15 protein-coding genes are annotated in these 15,797 nt (G+C 42.5%); 9 read left to right on the top strand and 6 right to left on the bottom strand.

Going from position 1 to position 15,797, the window contains the following annotated elements; all coding sequences use genetic code 11:
* Window positions 1-107: 107 nt before the first annotated feature.
* The 6 genes from ACYQ3Q_RS14700 to ACYQ3Q_RS14675 are packed head-to-tail and all read left to right on the top strand — an operon-like array spanning window position 108 to window position 5,893.
* On the top strand, window positions 108-617 hold the full coding sequence (locus tag ACYQ3Q_RS14700) for a 4Fe-4S dicluster domain-containing protein (RefSeq protein ID WP_459929281.1): 510 nt from the start codon (window positions 108-110) through the stop codon (window positions 615-617).
* 57 nt (window positions 618-674) lie between these two features.
* Window positions 675-2,219 carry an anaerobic carbon-monoxide dehydrogenase catalytic subunit gene (locus tag ACYQ3Q_RS14695; RefSeq protein ID WP_459929280.1) on the top strand — a complete coding sequence of 515 codons (1,545 nt, stop codon included), beginning with the start codon at window positions 675-677 and terminating at the stop codon, window positions 2,217-2,219.
* A 36-nt stretch (window positions 2,220-2,255) separates the two neighbouring features.
* Complete coding sequence (locus ACYQ3Q_RS14690; protein ID WP_459929279.1) at window positions 2,256-3,002, top strand: 4Fe-4S dicluster domain-containing protein; 747 nt, start codon at window positions 2,256-2,258, stop codon at window positions 3,000-3,002.
* Complete coding sequence (locus ACYQ3Q_RS14685; protein ID WP_459929278.1) at window positions 2,999-3,640, top strand: hypothetical protein; 642 nt, start codon at window positions 2,999-3,001, stop codon at window positions 3,638-3,640. The genes ACYQ3Q_RS14690 and ACYQ3Q_RS14685 overlap by 4 nt, the downstream gene beginning before the upstream one ends.
* A gap of 25 nt (window positions 3,641-3,665) precedes the next feature.
* A complete protein-coding gene (locus ACYQ3Q_RS14680) occupies window positions 3,666-4,874 on the top strand; it encodes an NAD(P)/FAD-dependent oxidoreductase (RefSeq protein ID WP_459929322.1) in 1,209 nt (402 codons plus the stop codon).
* 32 nt (window positions 4,875-4,906) lie between these two features.
* Window positions 4,907-5,893: a zinc-dependent alcohol dehydrogenase gene (locus tag ACYQ3Q_RS14675; protein WP_459929277.1), complete on the top strand. Its 987-nt coding sequence runs from the start codon at window positions 4,907-4,909 to the stop codon at window positions 5,891-5,893.
* Between the two features lie 136 nt (window positions 5,894-6,029).
* Here the strand turns inward: ACYQ3Q_RS14675 and ACYQ3Q_RS14670 are convergent, their stop codons facing one another.
* Window positions 6,030-6,701, bottom strand: coding sequence for a DUF3786 domain-containing protein (locus tag ACYQ3Q_RS14670; RefSeq protein WP_459929276.1), 672 nt, complete (start codon window positions 6,699-6,701; stop codon window positions 6,030-6,032).
* A gap of 259 nt (window positions 6,702-6,960) precedes the next feature.
* Here ACYQ3Q_RS14670 and ACYQ3Q_RS14665 point away from each other — a divergent pair, with 259 nt between their 5' ends.
* Window positions 6,961-8,121, top strand: coding sequence for a metallophosphoesterase (locus ACYQ3Q_RS14665; RefSeq protein WP_459929275.1), 1,161 nt, complete (start codon window positions 6,961-6,963; stop codon window positions 8,119-8,121).
* The gene (locus ACYQ3Q_RS14660; RefSeq protein ID WP_459929321.1) at window positions 8,118-8,450 is read left to right on the top strand and encodes an HD-GYP domain-containing protein; all 333 of its coding nucleotides are present in this window, start codon (window positions 8,118-8,120) and stop codon (window positions 8,448-8,450) included. The genes ACYQ3Q_RS14665 and ACYQ3Q_RS14660 overlap by 4 nt, the downstream gene beginning before the upstream one ends.
* 104 nt (window positions 8,451-8,554) lie before the next feature.
* Here ACYQ3Q_RS14660 and ACYQ3Q_RS14655 read toward each other — a convergent pair whose 3' ends face one another.
* The 5 genes from ACYQ3Q_RS14655 to ACYQ3Q_RS14635 all read right to left on the bottom strand — a co-directional run bounded on the left by ACYQ3Q_RS14655 (window position 8,555) and on the right by ACYQ3Q_RS14635 (window position 13,983).
* The gene (locus ACYQ3Q_RS14655; protein WP_459929274.1) at window positions 8,555-9,751 is read right to left on the bottom strand and encodes an anaerobic nitric oxide reductase flavorubredoxin; all 1,197 of its coding nucleotides are present in this window, start codon (window positions 9,749-9,751) and stop codon (window positions 8,555-8,557) included.
* Between the two features lie 467 nt (window positions 9,752-10,218).
* A complete protein-coding gene (locus ACYQ3Q_RS14650) occupies window positions 10,219-11,340 on the bottom strand; it encodes an ethylbenzene dehydrogenase-related protein (RefSeq protein WP_459929273.1) in 1,122 nt (373 codons plus the stop codon).
* Between the two features lie 14 nt (window positions 11,341-11,354).
* Window positions 11,355-11,879: a cytochrome c3 family protein gene (locus tag ACYQ3Q_RS14645; RefSeq protein ID WP_459929272.1), complete on the bottom strand. Its 525-nt coding sequence runs from the start codon at window positions 11,877-11,879 to the stop codon at window positions 11,355-11,357.
* Between the two features lie 165 nt (window positions 11,880-12,044).
* Complete coding sequence (locus ACYQ3Q_RS14640; RefSeq protein ID WP_459929271.1) at window positions 12,045-12,689, bottom strand: response regulator; 645 nt, start codon at window positions 12,687-12,689, stop codon at window positions 12,045-12,047.
* Window positions 12,673-13,983: a sensor histidine kinase gene (locus ACYQ3Q_RS14635; RefSeq protein ID WP_459929270.1), complete on the bottom strand. Its 1,311-nt coding sequence runs from the start codon at window positions 13,981-13,983 to the stop codon at window positions 12,673-12,675. The genes ACYQ3Q_RS14640 and ACYQ3Q_RS14635 overlap by 17 nt, the downstream gene beginning before the upstream one ends.
* A gap of 545 nt (window positions 13,984-14,528) precedes the next feature.
* Between ACYQ3Q_RS14635 and ACYQ3Q_RS14630 the strand changes: the two genes are divergently transcribed.
* Window positions 14,529-15,653, top strand: a complete 1,125-nt coding sequence (locus ACYQ3Q_RS14630) for a cache domain-containing protein (protein ID WP_459929269.1) — start codon at window positions 14,529-14,531, stop codon at window positions 15,651-15,653.
* Window positions 15,654-15,797 lie beyond the last annotated feature (144 nt).

Genomic DNA, 15,797 nt, shown 5'->3' with positions numbered 1-15,797 from the left:
ATATTAAAACTATAGGTAATATTACCAAAACAATGAAAACAATGAAAACAAGTAGGAGTTCGAAAATGAAGCACGAATAATAATTCTATTGAAAGGGGGATAGCAAGATGGTGATGGAAAATCCCGCTTATAAGCGAATTTTTGTCGATCAAAGCCGTTGTTTGGGATGTAAGACCTGTGAATTAAGGTGTGCAGTACAACGTAGTTCTATCAGTAAATCTTTGACGGACGCTGTCCAGGAACAAATCTTGCCGCGGCCAAGGGTTTATGTCGAATGGGATGGGGTGAATTCAGTCCCTATTCAGTGCAGGCATTGCGAAGACGCCCCATGTTTGGAAATATGCTCAATCGGGGCAATGCAACGAGATGAGAAAAGTGGTTGTGTTTTTGTCGATGGAAACAAATGTATCTCGTGTTGGATGTGTGTTATGGTCTGCCCTTATGGAGTTATTGCTCCAGCTCATGAGAAACACTCTGCAGATAAATGTGATCAATGTTTCCAAATGCCGCAACCCTATTGTGTGGCGGCCTGCCCAACGGGAGCCTTACAGGAGATCTCCCCTAAGGACTATGAACTTAATCTAAAACAAAAAAGACAGTCCGGGTTACCTACTTGAGCAAAGATTTCTAAAGTTAAAGCCTTGTAGAGCTGAATATAGGAGGGATTTTGATTCATGCGTCAAGTTCGAAGAAAAACAATGGACACCGCCGCTAGGGACTATTTGTTGAAGGCTAAAAATGAAGGGCTTCAACTTTCTTGGAATAAATATGAGGGGATGTTACCCCAAGATGGATTTAGTCGAATAGGGCTGAGCTGTCATGAGTGTCTGCTGGGGCCTTGCCGGTTAAACCCGTTTCGCCCGGAGGAAGACAGTACGGTTTGCGGTTTAGGAAAAGATGAGCTTGTCTTAGGATGGTTGACCCGCCAAGCTAGTGAAAATCGTGAATTACTTGCTTCAGGCTCGCAACTCTTAGCAGAGCTTAGGCTTCAAGTCACAGCTGGCGAAGTTGCCCTGGACCTGCTTCAGTCCAAAGCAGCTAAATGGTCGGTCAGTGGGGAAGGCTTAGGCGACTTAGTGATGGGTTTAAGCTTAAAGTTTGCAGAGTTGGCATATCCTCAGGCCCAGTCTAAGAAGTGCATTAAACGTTATTTGAAGAGCTTAGGGTCTCAACAAATTAGCTTACTAGATTTTACCTCTGATCTGGTGGAGGTCCTCTATGGTCAGTGTGAAAGTCGGTCCCGTTTGGTTGGTTTAGCAGTAATTAAAGAAAAAGCCGTCAACATATGCTTAGACGGTGTGAGCCCTACGTTACTTGCTAGTGCCCAAGAGTTACGCACTGAACTTGAGGATGAAGCGATTCAACAAGGGGCCAGTGAGGGTCTGAACATCGTCTTAGCCGGGGATTTTTCCTCGAGCTTTGCCTTTAATACTGCCTGCAATCAGGGAACGATTGAATTTGCTATGTTAACCGGCCTCATAGATTTATATCTGATCGGAGATGGGCTTGGCAAAGCAAGGATTCCAGCCGCAGGTTATCATACGGTAGTTGCTGCCGCAGGTTCAAGCAAAGAGGCCCTTAGGGAGGTCTTTTTGCAGGGTATTGCAGCGTACGGTCAACGTGATTTAAACAAAGTAAGGGTTTCCAATCAAGTCGAAAAGGCTGAAGCAGTATGTAAGATCGATCCACAGCAGATTAAGGCGCTACTTGATCAAGGCATGGTCAAGGGGATCTGTGTTATCGGTGGAGGGTCAAACCTTAAGCTTACAGAAGATCAAGGCACTTTGGAACTTGCCGGCAGACTAAGTGCTGAGAAGATTCTCTGTCTAACCTATGGGAATTCAGCGGTAACACTTGCTAAATACGGCTTCTTAAATTTAGAGGATCTGGGAAACAGAGGCCTGGCTGGTGAGTTAGATGACGAGGTTGCACCACTGATCTATAGTATCGGTGGCGAAGGTGATGCAGCTAAGATCCTCGAAGCACTTAGGGTTGCCGGAGGGGAAAAAGCGGTAGCCGTTTTCCCTGAGCTAACGAGTGCAAGAGATTTACAAATGGCTTTAGCCATAGCCCAGACGGGGGCTAAGGTATTCACAGGTGTGCAATTACCTGTTGCAGGTAGTGTCAAGATTTCAGAGGAAATCGGTAAAGTCATTGAGTATTGTGGCCCTAAAGAATTAGCAGATACTGCGGTTAAATATTTTGCAATAAAAGAATAGCTTGACCCGAGAGTCAAGCTGAAAGGAGGGATAGCTTTGCAAATTGACGCTAATAAGTGCGTAGGATGTGGACAATGTAGGCCGTTTTGCACCATGGGTGTGATTAATTTTACTCGAAGTGGAAAAGGAACCAAAGTCCATTGCTATGTTGATGAGGATGAATGTGTAGATTGTGGAATATGCTACCGGGCCAAGGTATGCCCAGTGGAGGCCCTTCATCAACCACTGTACGGTTGGCCGCGTTCTATCAGAGGGACCTTTAGTAATCCGTTAGCTGAACATAAGGAAACTCGCGTGCCAGGCCGAGGTACTGAGGAAATGAAAACCAATGATATTACCAATCGCTTTAAACGAGGCTACGCCGGAATGGCCGCAGAGATGGGTCGTCCAGGTACGGGAGCTCGAATGCGCGAAGCAGAAAAGGTCTTTAAAGCCTTAGCCAAATTAGGGGTCGAGTTTGAACCTAATAATCCGTTGACCGGATTACTCAAAGATAAAGCAACTGGGGAGATGAACCCGGAGGTTCTCAATGAAAAGGTGCTTTCCGCGATTATCGAAATGATTATCCCCTTAGATAAGGTGATCCCTGTGCTGGAAACAATGGAAAGGGTGGCAGAGGAAATCAATACGGTTTTTTCAATCGACTTAGTGGCGAGGACAGATGAGGATTTTTCCATTCCCACGGCACGAATTATGAATGAAAATAATAAATGGTTTTCTATCAACGGAAAAATTAATCTAGGGTTAGGTCATATGAACGTCAAGGGAGCGGATGTTAAATGAGCCATACCCTTCATCGACGAGGAACCGAAGATAATTTACAGCAAGATTATATTGTTTTTTCTATGACTGCCAAAGGGTTTAATGAAGTTAATTCCAGGCATGCTTTACAGGAATTTTTACGAATCCTCGATAAATATGAACATGTCAATATGGGTGATATGAAAACCGGTGGGAAGTTTCTCGTCAATAAGGATCAAATCATCAATAATATCGCAGATACCTCGATCGTTCACGCTGTTTTTTCGGATCGCGGACAGCTCAGAGATGCTCTAAAAGAACTTAAAGAAGCAGAACTCGGAGTTTCGGTCATTGTTTCAGGAATCGTTGAGCATGTGGAACAGGCTTGTCAGGATGCTGGGATTGATCCTCACACGGTAGAATATTCAGTCGGTATTCGCGGTAAACTTACGAGGCTTCCTGAGGATGAGCTCCTTGAAATTACGACCATGTGTGGACATGGTATGGTTTCACAGCATTTAGTTCGGCAAATGCTGCTTGATCTCAAACGAGGCAAACGTACGGCTCAAGAGGCAGGGGAATATCTGGCCACTCCTTGTGTGTGTGGAGTCTTTAACCCCAAAAGGGCGCAGAGACTTCTTGAAGAATTGGCTGAAGTATGGTGCTTTGACGAAGTATAGACAGGGGGTTACACCATTGGTTTATGTGATTGTGGGTAATGGCCCTGCGGGGACAAATGCGATCGAACAGATTCGCAACATCGACCCAACGGGGAAAATTATCTTGATAGCTCAAGAGGCTAACCTTCCGTATAGCCGAATAACAACCCCGGAATATATGACAAATGAGCTTGAAGAACAAGATATTTATATTCGAAGTGCGGATTTCTATGAGAACTATGAACTAGAAACTCGCCTTGGGCACAGGGTGGAACAAGTCCTCGCGCAGGAAAACGTGGTTATCTTAGAGGATGGTGAGAAAATCTCCTATGATAAGCTTCTGCTTGCTACGGGTTCCCGGCCCTTCATTCCAAGCTGGATTGATCTGGAGGTTGAAGGGGTATTTTCCCTTTGGAATAAAGCAGATTCTGAGGGGATAAACTCATTTTTGCCCCAAGTTAAAAATGCTGTCATAATCGGTGGAGGTCTGGTGGGTTTACAGGCTGCCCGTGCTTTAAATGCCTATGGAATTAAGGTAAGTGTTGTGGAAATGGCGAACCGCCTAATGCCAGGTCAACTAGATCAAGCTGCCGGGGATATGCTATTAAAAGCCCTTGCCAACCATGGTGTACAGGTTTTCTTGGAGACAGAGGTTAAATCTTTAAAGGTTAAAGAAAACAAGGTTGAGGGAGTTCAAACAGTCGATCAACTCCTCGAAGCTGAGCTCGTGATCATAGCTGTGGGGGTAAGACCCAATCTACAGTTTTTGACTGAAAGTGGAGTTCAAATTGAAAAGGGGATTGTCGTCAACGAATTCATGCAATCAAGTGTCCCGACAATCTATGCCGCGGGGGATATCGCTCAAGCAACGAGTTTGCTTACGGGTGAATCAATGCTTAGGGCGTTGTGGCTTACAGCGGTTCAACAAGGTAAAATTGCCGGGGCTAGTATGGCCGGTTCAAGGACCTCTTATCCAGGGAGTCACGCCATGAACTCGATTCAACTTTTTGGGCTACCGATTATTTCCTTGGGGAGAATCGAAGGTGGACCTGGCGTGGAGGAAGTTATTCTCCGCCAGCCCGCCTCAGGGGTCTATCAAAAGCTTTTACTTGAAGATGGACGCTTAACAGGTCTGCTATTTGCGGGGGAAGTTCAGGAAGCCGGTGTTTTGTATCACAAATTGGGCCAGCAACTGAACCAAGGATATTGGGGTTCTTTAAGACTGCTCGATGTAGAGGATATGCTGGAGTCTTAACTAGATCAAATTTGCAAATAGGAGTGTATTTAATGGGAATAACAACTAAAGCAGCTTTACTTAATAAAGCGTACGACATTTTTCTTGTCGAACGTAAGTTAGAATGTGGGCCTGATGAGGTTATTGTAAAAAACCATTTGATTGGAATTTGTGGGTCGGATAAAACCTTTTACAGAGGACAGATGCCCCCCCAGACAGCTGAGTTTAGGCAAAAGCCTGAGTTCCCCTTCAGATTAGGGCACGAGAGCGGCGGTATCGTCGTAGAAGTGGGCTCAAAAGTCCGGGAATATAAGGTTGGGGACAAGGTAATCGCCTTTGGTTGGAATAATAACTTGGCGGAATATTTTAATGCCAAAGAATGGGAACTCCAACCGGTACCGGAAGGATTAGATATGGAGTTGGCGTCTTTAGGCGAGCCCACAGCCTGTGCGATGTATTCCGGCATGAACTCAGGTGTCCAATTAGGGGACACTGTTGTAGTCATGGGTGGCGGCTTTGCGGGTCAGATTATCGCTCAATGTGCCAAACAAAAGGGCGCGGAGAAAGTGATCGTTGTCGATGTGTTAGAGGGAAAATTAGCCCTAGCTAAAAAGCTTGGTGCGGATATTGTTATAAATTCCACACAACAAGATGCCGTCCAGATAGTTACCGAATTAACCAAAGGCCAAGGTGCCGATGTTGTGGTGGAGGCAGCGGGCAGCCAAGAATCAATTAATATGTGTACAAAGATGCTTCGACACAATGGAAAGTTTGTCTGGTATAGTTGGATTACCCAACCAGTTACATTAGATATCAGTCGCTGGCATGACGATGGTATAGAATTTATCAATACCTGCCTCGTTCATCATTCCTGGCGCGAACGATTTGTCTGGACTCCCAAAACCCTTCGGCCCGTCATTCAAGGGCTGATTGATATCAAATCCTTGATTACCCATGAGCTTAAGCTCGATCAGATTAAAGAAGCCTTTGAGTTAGTGGATAAAGATGATACAGCAATCAAGGTCATTTTGCGTCCTTAAAGACACTCCGCTCTGTAGTATAGGTATCCCTGACACCTGCGTCCTTGTAGGCTGGAAATGTTATTTGCAAATACTTTTAGATTAAAAGAAACCAGCGCTAGAACATTTTGTAATCGTTCTGGCGCTGGTTTTTTTACTAGTCATTTATATTAATCATTTTGTAGCCCCTTCGGGCTTCTTCCAATGCAAGCGTATATTGACTTAGGACTTGGTTTTTAATAATACCGCATAATGCGGCACTATCTTCAATATGCATTTGATCTCTGATAGTGCTATCAAAGAGAATTTGGCATGTTGATGGTATGTCCTCTTCGCCCTCCCAGAAGTGCAGAAGTATTGGGATTCTGGGAGCAAAGAAGCCCTTGGCAGCAATATCTGCTTTGCCTAGTAGCAAAGTGAACCCTGCTTCTATTAGACTATGACGCAAGATATCTTTATCACAGTTAGCAAAAAAACCACCTAAAGGATCAATCACATTCTTTTTAATGTTTGGGTAGAATACATTCCCGTGTGGCAAATCACGGTAAGAGACCCATTGGCCGGAGAAGGGAACGTTTTTAGCATAAGACAAATAATTAAGAAGCAGTAATCTTGCATCGAATGAGATATTCGGACCCTGACTGATGATCTGCCCTTCTGGATAGGATATTTCGATTGTCCGGCCAAAGCTTTCGATTGTAAAGCGGCCATTTGAGAAGTGGCATTGTGATCCTTCCGTAATTGATTGTGGCACCAATTTACACAGGTTTTCCCTGCTTTTCATAAATGCTGGGGCATATCCACCTTCATAATGGTTGTTGTTAGTCATACTTATTATCGACCTCCACTATTATTTCTGCCATTTTTCATAGTGTAAGTTTAATCCGATACTAGAACTAGAATTATTTCTTTATTCTTGTTTTCATCTGTGTATTCCTTTAATATGAAGTAAAAGTTTTGCGTAGCTGGTTATTAGTGATAAAATATCAAGCATGTATCGTAAACCGCGATAAGTTATATGGATACCCCTATACATAAAGTGAAGAAAATGCTAGCGAAACATTTATAGGTGGAGGTAGAACACTGAGATGATGAACCCTTTCTTTATTTTAGTTATTTGTGTAGTTTTCCTAATTTACGGTGGTCTCAATTACTACATCGGCCTGCGGGGGTGGCAGGCTGTCTTTAGCTATTTGCCTTTCTTAAGCCCTAGAGTATATTGGCCCATCTTTTCGCTGATTTCTATTTCCTATTTATTCAGTCGTTTAGCTGAGAAATATCTTCCGACGGTTTTATACGAAGGGTTGACAGTGTTAGGGGCTTATTGGCTGCCGGTTATGTTTTACTCATTATTGTTGATAACAACGCTCGATATCTTGCGCTTGCTAGATCGCTGGATTCGATTTGTCCCGATGGGCATAAAACAAAGTTTAAACCCCGCTTTGGGCTTAACTGTGTTGATTTTAGTTGTCGGTATCGTAAGTTATGGTGCTTGGAATGCCCGCCATCCGAGGGTTAACCATTACGATATGTCGATCGCTAAACAGGCTGGATCTCTTGAACAGTTGCATGTGGTCATGGTTTCCGACATCCATTTAGGGACGATCGTTCATAATGAACATCTGACGAAAATGGTTAATACAATTAATGAACTTAAACCTGACCTGATCTTATTTGCAGGAGATGTGTTCGATGAAAACATCGAGTCGTCTAATAAACAAGAAGTATCCGATACCTTTCGCCAATTAAGTGCTCCGTTCGGTGTTTTTGCGGTTCTGGGTAACCATGAGTATATTGGAGGAAATGCCGACGAAGCAATAAAATATTTGAATGAAGCAGGGGTCAAGGTATTGCGGGACAGTTTTCAGAAGATCAATGAAAGTTTTTACCTGATCGGCCGAGATGATCGATCGGGATCTCGTTTTAGCGGTGCCAAACGACAAGACCTCGTAACCTTAATGCAGGGCGTCAATCGTTCTCTTCCCGTCCTCTTAATGGACCATCAACCCTCACAACTAGCAGAGCCCGTGGAACAAGGGGTAGATTTACAAGTGTCCGGACATACCCATCGTGGACAAATGTTTCCCATTCAGTTTATTACAAGCCGAATTTTTGAAAATGACTGGGGATACCTGCGCAAGGGAGATTTCCAACTGATTGTTTCTTCAGGCTATGGTACTTGGGGTCCGCCAGTACGAATTGGCAACACTCCAGAGATTGTGGATATTACGATTAGGTTTAAGCAATAACGCCGCATAACATTTTTGCAAAATCCAAAGGTCTCTTAAAAATTGCGCGAATCGTACTGCATCATCATGAGCGATGGGATGGGAGAGAATATCCTCATTGCCTGAGGCAAGAACTTATTCCTTTAGGCTCAAGAATTATTGGGTTAGCAGATGCTGTTGATGCTATTACTTCGATAAGGCCTTATCGAAAGGCTATGTCCTGGGAAGAATGTTGGGATGAGGTACTCGCCAACAAAGGCACACAATTTGACCCTGCGGTGGTAGAAGCTTCAAAGAAATTTTGGAAACGATGGAAGATTAGATATCAAGTACCGCAGATATTATTGTGACAAATCTAAACCAGTCTTTAGAAAATCCCGTTTGTGAATTTGGAATGCAAAGAGGGAGCGTTATCTGACGCTCCCTCTTTGCATTCCAAAAAATCGCTCGTTATTTATTTAAGTGCTTCTCCAATACGCTGGCCGAATTCTTGGCAATTCGTTAGACCATCCTTATCGGGATTCCAGGTTACCCTTAGCCCTTCGTTGAGTAGCTCAAACTTGGCGTGTTCAAATTCGGTTGAAATAAGCTTAGTGTTTTCACCGCTCCAACCATAACTACCAAAGGCAGCACCTTTTTTATTTTTAAATCCTAAGCCTTTGATCATTTCCAGAATTCCGGCGACGGAGAATAGAATGCCTTTATTAATAGTCGGTGACCCTACAAGGATCGCCTTGGACTTAAAGACTTCAGTAATAATGTCATTTTTATCCGTATGGGTAGAATTGCAATTAAACAATTTAACAGTAACGTTCGTATCGCTTAATCGAATACCTGCAGCGATTTTCTCTGCCATTTTTTTGGTACTCTCCCACATGGTATCGTAAATGATGGTAATTTGATTTTCTTGGTAGTCCTTTGCCCATTCCATATACTTATTGACAATTTGCAGGGGATTATCACGCCAGATAACACCATGACTTGGGCAGATCATATCAACAGGAAGGTTAAAGCTTAAGATTTCATTGATTTTATTCTCTACAAATTTACTGAACGGAGTTAAGATATTAGCATAGTATTTAATAGCTTCTTGATATAACTCGGCTTGGTCGACTAAGTCATTGAACATATGCTCAGAGGCTAAATGTTGACCAAAACCGTCATTGCTAAAGAGAATATTATCCCCGGTCAAGTAGGTAAACATTGTATCAGGCCAATGAAGCATTCTTGCTTCAACAAAAATAAACTCTTTAGATCCAAGGCTTAGTTTATCCCCAGTTTTAACAGGTACAAAATTCCAATCCTGATGATACTGGCCTTTTAAGGATTTAATGGCATTAGCGGTACAATAAATAGGGGTGTTAGGGATTTCCTTCATTAATTCAGGTAAAGCTCCGCTGTGATCAGGTTCACCATGATTCGCAATGATATAATCGATCGAATTCAAATCAATTTCTTTCTTCAAATTTGCAACAAATTCTTTTGCGAAGGGTGTCCAAACACAATCGATTAGGGCTATCTTTTCGTCCCGGACAAGATAAGAATTATAACTAGAGCCTCGGTGTGTAGAGTATTCATCCCCGTGGAACTTTTTTAATTCCCAGTCTATTTTACCGACCCATTGTACACTCTTGTTAACTTCAAAACTCATACTAAAACCTCCTCGAATATTTACTTGGTGGCACTTTAACACTTTTTTCAGGTGCGGGTTACAAGTTAGGTAGTTAGGTAATTATTTTGTATCATACAGGTATACAAATATTGCTTAGATATAGTTTACACTAATTGAGTCCAGGCTGCAATTATAGAAATACTCATTTTGAAGTTACTCAAAATTATGATGTCTGGTCTGCAGAATTAGCATATCCCATAGCTACCCCTAGACTAATGGTTACGCTGGCTGTAATAAGTTGCCTAAGGGATTTATATTAATCTCTGATTTTATCTTCTGCGTTTTTCACCTTAATCCTGCATAAAAAAACAAATTACCCGCAAAGACCCTAAAATAAAAAGCAATCTAAGAAGGTTCTGATCAATTGAAGGTAATGCTTGCAACAACTAGAGAAAAGCCTTTGCTCGATATTCACCAAGCAAAGGCTTTGAAAACTTAGGATGGTTTTACTGTTTAAAGGCCAGTTTGTGTACTATATTCTCATAGGCATGACCGATTTGGGAATTGTCAAAGGCAGCAACTGCAAAGGCGTAAGTTTTTGCGAGATCGTCGAACTGAACATCTTTATCAGACGTTGTTTTCAATTTACGGGAAATCTCGATAGTCCATACACCGTTTTCCCATTTGCCTTTAGCTTTAATATCAGCAGGATCTCCGGTAATTTGTTTAGCAATTGGACCAGGGATGATGTCTCCCTCTTTCATTGTCTTAATATAGTCTGCTGTGAATGGCTTGGTCTTATCAAGACCCTCAACAATCACATAGGGATTTCCGTTTACCGGTGCTCCGTCAAAGACTAACATCGGTGCTGATTTGTCATCAGTCACATTGTCAGCATACTCTTTTTCGCCGGGGTCAGCGTGGCGACCTGCACCGCTCTTTTTGGCATCGGCTGGATCATACTTAACGCTATCCATATACTGGTCATGCATCAGACCAGGTTTATCTGGACCGAACAAGGAGTTCTGACGGACATACTTCCAGTGCCACATATCCAATACTTCATTCTCAGCGTTTGTCCAGTGTTTCATGACCACTTTTCCATCTTTATCGGTAGCCGTGTGGCAAGTTATTGTACAACCAGCATCATTAAAATCTTTTGTAGAGTCCTTGATATTCCAGTTAATGGCAAATTTATCCTCATAGTCTGTATTGTAAGGTTTTTTCACCAATTTGCCACCTTCTAAAACCCAAGGGCCCCGGGATTTGGAGTCAGTAGCGTCTTTGTATTGAAGCAACAAGTAAACGTTCTCGGCATCGTAGGCTGATTTCATAGTAACTTCCGTGTTGCCATTGTCAAATTTCCCACCTGTACCCCCTTGAAGAGCACCAGCATTCGATAAAGTCAACTTCATCTCTGGTGCATTACCCCAGAAAGCCTCAGAGGACTTGCCATCCAATGTTGGGGTTTCTGTCGTTTTAACGGATGTAAGAGTTTTTGCATCTGTCACGGGAGCTGGGGTTGGTGCTGGAGTTGGTGTCGGTGTTGTCTTGGTACCTGCGCACCCTGTTACGACCGCCAACGAAATCACTGTAAGTCCAATGATTTTTGCTAAATGCTTTTTCATAATTTTCCCCTTCCTTATGGTTGTGTTGTTTTACTATGACCCATATTCTGATGACAAGTCAGACACGAAGTGTTATTCTGCAACATCTCTTTATGCGGAAACATTGGCGCAAGCTCCCCGGAAGTTAGTAGAAGATTCTTCGCTAATGGATACTCGCTACTCCCGGAATGGCAAGAGATACAGGCTGCAGGGTTGACCTTCGCTTCTATTTTGTCAGGAATCTGGTTAGTAACTTGTAGATACACCTCATTCAGTCCAGCAACCTTGCGCTTGACATACCCAACTGTGCCAGGATCAGCATGACATTTTAGGCAAGTCACATCATTGTGTGGCCCAGCAGTCCAGGATACTACAGAAGGGCTAATCTGATGACAACTCGCACAAAAATTGGGTTGCGAGGTGTAATGCATTCCAACCACTGCGAAAATTCCTAGCAGAACTATGGTCAACGAGGTGAAAATAATAATTCTTTTGGTTTTTGTACTCGGCCCGCGCAATTCGCGATCAAGCATGTTTTCAGTTTCTTTGTCCGTGGCCAACGTTGTTCACTCCTACTAACAGCAACAAACTCAATTGATGTCAAGATTGTCACTTGATTTATAGTTCCCTCTTTACTCGAATTATATAATGGTAACGAAAAAAAAAAGAGGGTTAAATGTACTACTCTTCACTAGTACATTTGACCCTCCCCATTTGAGTAAGGCTTAATGATTTAGGCCCTTCTCAAAGACGTAACTTGCGAGCTGGACACGACTCGTCAAGTCCAATTTATTCAAGATACTGCTTACATAATTGCGGACGGTGTATTCGCTAAGGAAGAGATCTTGAGCAATTTTTCGGTTGCTTTTCCCTTTGGATACCTCAATGAGTACTTCACGTTCTTTGTTGGTTAAGGTAGTTAATTTATCACTCGCTTGAGTAGAATGGGTCAGTGCACGATTCATTAACTTCAAGGTTTGTATGGGATCGAAAATGATTTCGCCTTCGACAACCTTGAGAATAGCATCTCGTAAGGCCTGGCGACCAATCTCTTTGAGGACATACCCGGAAGCACCAGCTTCGATGGACTGTAAAACGGCCTCTTCATCCGCATAAGAGGTAAGCATGAGAACGCGAACCGTGGGTTGACGTAAAAGAATTTGACGACAAGCCTCTATTCCACTGCCATCGGGTAAACGAACATCCATTAAAATGACATCTGGGTTCGTTTGCATAGATTTCTCTATGGCCTCTGCAGCACTACCTGATTCGGATACAACTTCGAACTCTGAATCTTCAAGTAAGGCAGTCAATCCCATTCTAACTACGTCGTGGTCATCTACAATCATGATCCTAAAACGTTTCAACACTATGACAACTCCTCTCTACTTGCAACATGACTTGAGTGCCTTGGTCATACGTAATTTCGAGTCTGGAATGTAGATGTTTTGAACGTTGGTGCATACTATCGATCCCATGACCATGTAACCCTGAGACTGAAGATAGTTGGTTACAATTATTTCTTACAAATCCGATTCCTCTCCCGTTATCCTTAATGGTCATACTGAAGAGCAGTTCATCTCCGCAAATCTCTACAAAGATACTAGACCCTCCTGAATGTCGCGCCGCATTGGCCAAAGCTTCTTGCATAATAAAAAAAGTATGATCAACTGCATTGGGAATAAAAATGAACCATATTGGAATATTGAGGGAGGCCTCAAACTTGATGTTCGGAAACCCTTCACGATATTCATTAAACATCTGATTAAATCGCTGCTCAACAGCTGCTTGTCCATAATCATCTGATTTAAGTCCATGGATGTACCTTCTTAATGATTTAATCGTTTCGTTATAACGCTCAATAACTTTGCTTATTAACTCTTTGCTTCGGACGGGATCCTTGTCAATGAGTTCAGAGGCCCGATCTAAAAGCATCCCTGATCCGTAAATAGCTTGAATTGCCCCATCGTGGATATCATTAGCGATCCTTTGACGTTCAGAGCAAAGTGTTTCTAGCTTTTCCATTTTTTCAATGTTTTTCTCATACTCCAAGCGAAAAACGGAGAGAATTCTCAGAACATACCAACTTAAAAACATACTCGATACTGCACGAACGACCTGAACTGGGATATGGAACATGAGAAGAAAGTTTTGGTTATTTAAGATTCGGCTCGGAAAGACATCTCCAGCTGGAACGATTAGGCCTCCTAAGACGCTGTATATTAGAAGTGTGATTGAAGCATTACGAAGATTGTGACTGATTTTAACTCCCCAAACCATGAGCTCTTGCCTACGACGCCAAAGTCCCAGTCCGGACAAGATAGCACCAGGAAAGCCCAATAAATATCGTGCCCAGATCTCACTATTAACGTGCCAAATAGCTAGAGTCTGTTTATCAAAGTAAAAAATAAAGTTCACGTACCACACAACGAAAATTGCAGTCGGTACTAGCAAATAAATCTTCTTTTCGTAATATTGTGCCAGTCCAAAAGCAAGAAGAAAGGCAAAAGAAAGGGCCATAAAGGCAAGGTGAACCATCAATAAGATTAATAGATACTCTTCTCTGCCCGCTGTTTGAATTGGCACAAAAAGATAGCCCCATTCTGACATTGCATGGGTAAAGCCAAAAACAGCCAACAACCATAATGTTTTGGACAACTTCAACTGGCTTGGCTGAATAATTTGGATGGATATGGCCAGTCCCATGGTGAAAAAGGCTAAACCATAAACAAAATAGAGTACTTCATGTTGAATAACGATGTTCTGCCACCTCTTCAATAGTTACTTGATAATTAGGCAAAGTGACTAGTTTGTTAAGTTAAGGAGTCATTAAACTATTGTTAGTATAAATCTATTCGTACATAAAGTACAACAAAGGCCTGTAGTAAGATTTTGGCTTAGCAGAGTGAACTCATTTCAGCTAAAACTAAACATCGAGGCTTAGCTCACGAAAGCTTCTAGTGGAGGGTAAGGAAGTAGTTATCAGAAGGGTAAAACTATTGATGTAATTATAAAGATTAGTTACTATTTTAAATGATTTCTTTATAATGACTCAAAAAAGGTTTTTCAACCTTAACCGCGAAATTATCCCTAATTATACTAAAAAAAACCAAGTGAACTCATTCACTAACTCAAACATTGAACACTCACTTATTAAACTGAGGCTTAGACGTGGATTAGGGTATAAAGTCTTCGAAAGAGGTGAACTTGTGCGCTCGCTCAAACATCAAATTCTTATACTTCTCATAGGTTCGCTCGTCCTACTGGCAGCTAGCTTCCTACTGGTTCTTGGTTTTTATATGAAAGATCGAGTCGTGGCTGCAGCGATAATCAAAGCACAAACAGATTTGGCAACTTGTGGGGAAATAATCGATAAAACCTATCCCGGCTCGTGGCATGTGCAAGACGAGAGCCTATATAAAGGACCCGTAAAAATCAGTCTCAATAATGATTTAGTGGATCATTTATCCCAGCTTACCGGGGACACTGTGACCATATTTCTTGGAGACACGCGGGTAGCTACTACGGTACGTGGTTCCAATGGCGAACGAGCGATTGGTACCAAGGTTTCTGCTAATGTAGCACAGACAGTATTGAAAGATGGTCAGACTTATGTAGGAGAGGCTAATGTAGTTGGCCAGTGGTACCAAACCGGTTATGTTCCATTACGTGCAGAAAATGGCAACATAATTGGAATTTTTTATGTAGGTATTTCTCATGCCTATGAAAAGGAAATTATCACTCAATCTTTGATTACTATGGCGGAACTAGGTTTAGCCTTAACAATCTTGGTAGCACTTCTCACCTGGTTTTTCATTCAGAAAGTCATCATCTATCCCTTGCATACTATAGCATTAGGAACTCGGGATGTAACAACCGGACATCTTACTGAAAAGATTAAAGTTTCCGGCGCTAAGGAAATTGAGGAGCTTGAGGATGCCTTTAACCAAATGGTAGAGCAGATCCAATCTCTAACAGCGGAAATTAACCGGGTGACTAATACCAATCTCGGGAATGTCCCAACTGAAAGTGACATTAATACCGTTATAGAGCAGATTAAGGGTAATGAGGTAATATCCAGACTGGAAACTCCCTGGTGCAGTGGAGAAGAAGGGCTACCAAAGGGCTTAAATAAAGCCACTCTTGGCCAGATAGTTCAACTTTTGCAAGCAACTCGCCGTCCCATTTCTGTAGAGGAAGTCGCGGAAGGTGTTAAGATGACTCGAGTCACAGTACGCCGCTACCTTGAATTTCTAGAACTGCGCGGGGTATTAAAATCTGAACAGAAATACGGCAAAGTTGGTCGACCTGTTAAGTTATTTATCCCGATGTAAAAGGCCCCCTTGGGGGCTTTCTTTATACTAGTCAGAAAGTATAACTTATCGTTATATACTTTCTGGAAGCATAAGTGCAACTAAGGCGACCGCCGGCGACTGAAGTCTTGGCGCTAGCCAAGTTTCCTTTATATTTAAAATCCC

The sequence above is a fragment of the Desulfosporosinus burensis genome (genome assembly GCF_054657535.1).
Note: the sequence above shows the minus strand (reverse complement) of the source record. Positions and strands in the feature narration are given on the sequence as shown.

Bases quoted from the DNA above. Each gene is read 5' to 3' on its own strand.
- ACYQ3Q_RS14695 (WP_459929280.1), top strand. From the start codon at position 675: ATGCGTCAAGTTCGAAGAAAAACAATGGACACCGCCGCTAGGGACTAT.
- ACYQ3Q_RS14700 (WP_459929281.1), top strand. From the start codon at position 108: ATGGTGATGGAAAATCCCGCTTATAAGCGAATTTTTGTCGATCAAAGC.
- ACYQ3Q_RS14670 (WP_459929276.1), bottom strand. From the start codon at position 6,701: ATGACTAACAACAACCATTATGAAGGTGGATATGCCCCAGCATTTATG.
- ACYQ3Q_RS14685 (WP_459929278.1), top strand. From the start codon at position 2,999: ATGAGCCATACCCTTCATCGACGAGGAACCGAAGATAATTTACAGCAA.
- ACYQ3Q_RS14675 (WP_459929277.1), top strand. From the start codon at position 4,907: ATGGGAATAACAACTAAAGCAGCTTTACTTAATAAAGCGTACGACATT.
- ACYQ3Q_RS14655 (WP_459929274.1), bottom strand. From the start codon at position 9,751: ATGAGTTTTGAAGTTAACAAGAGTGTACAATGGGTCGGTAAAATAGAC.
- ACYQ3Q_RS14650 (WP_459929273.1), bottom strand. From the start codon at position 11,340: ATGAAAAAGCATTTAGCAAAAATCATTGGACTTACAGTGATTTCGTTG.
- ACYQ3Q_RS14665 (WP_459929275.1), top strand. From the start codon at position 6,961: ATGATGAACCCTTTCTTTATTTTAGTTATTTGTGTAGTTTTCCTAATT.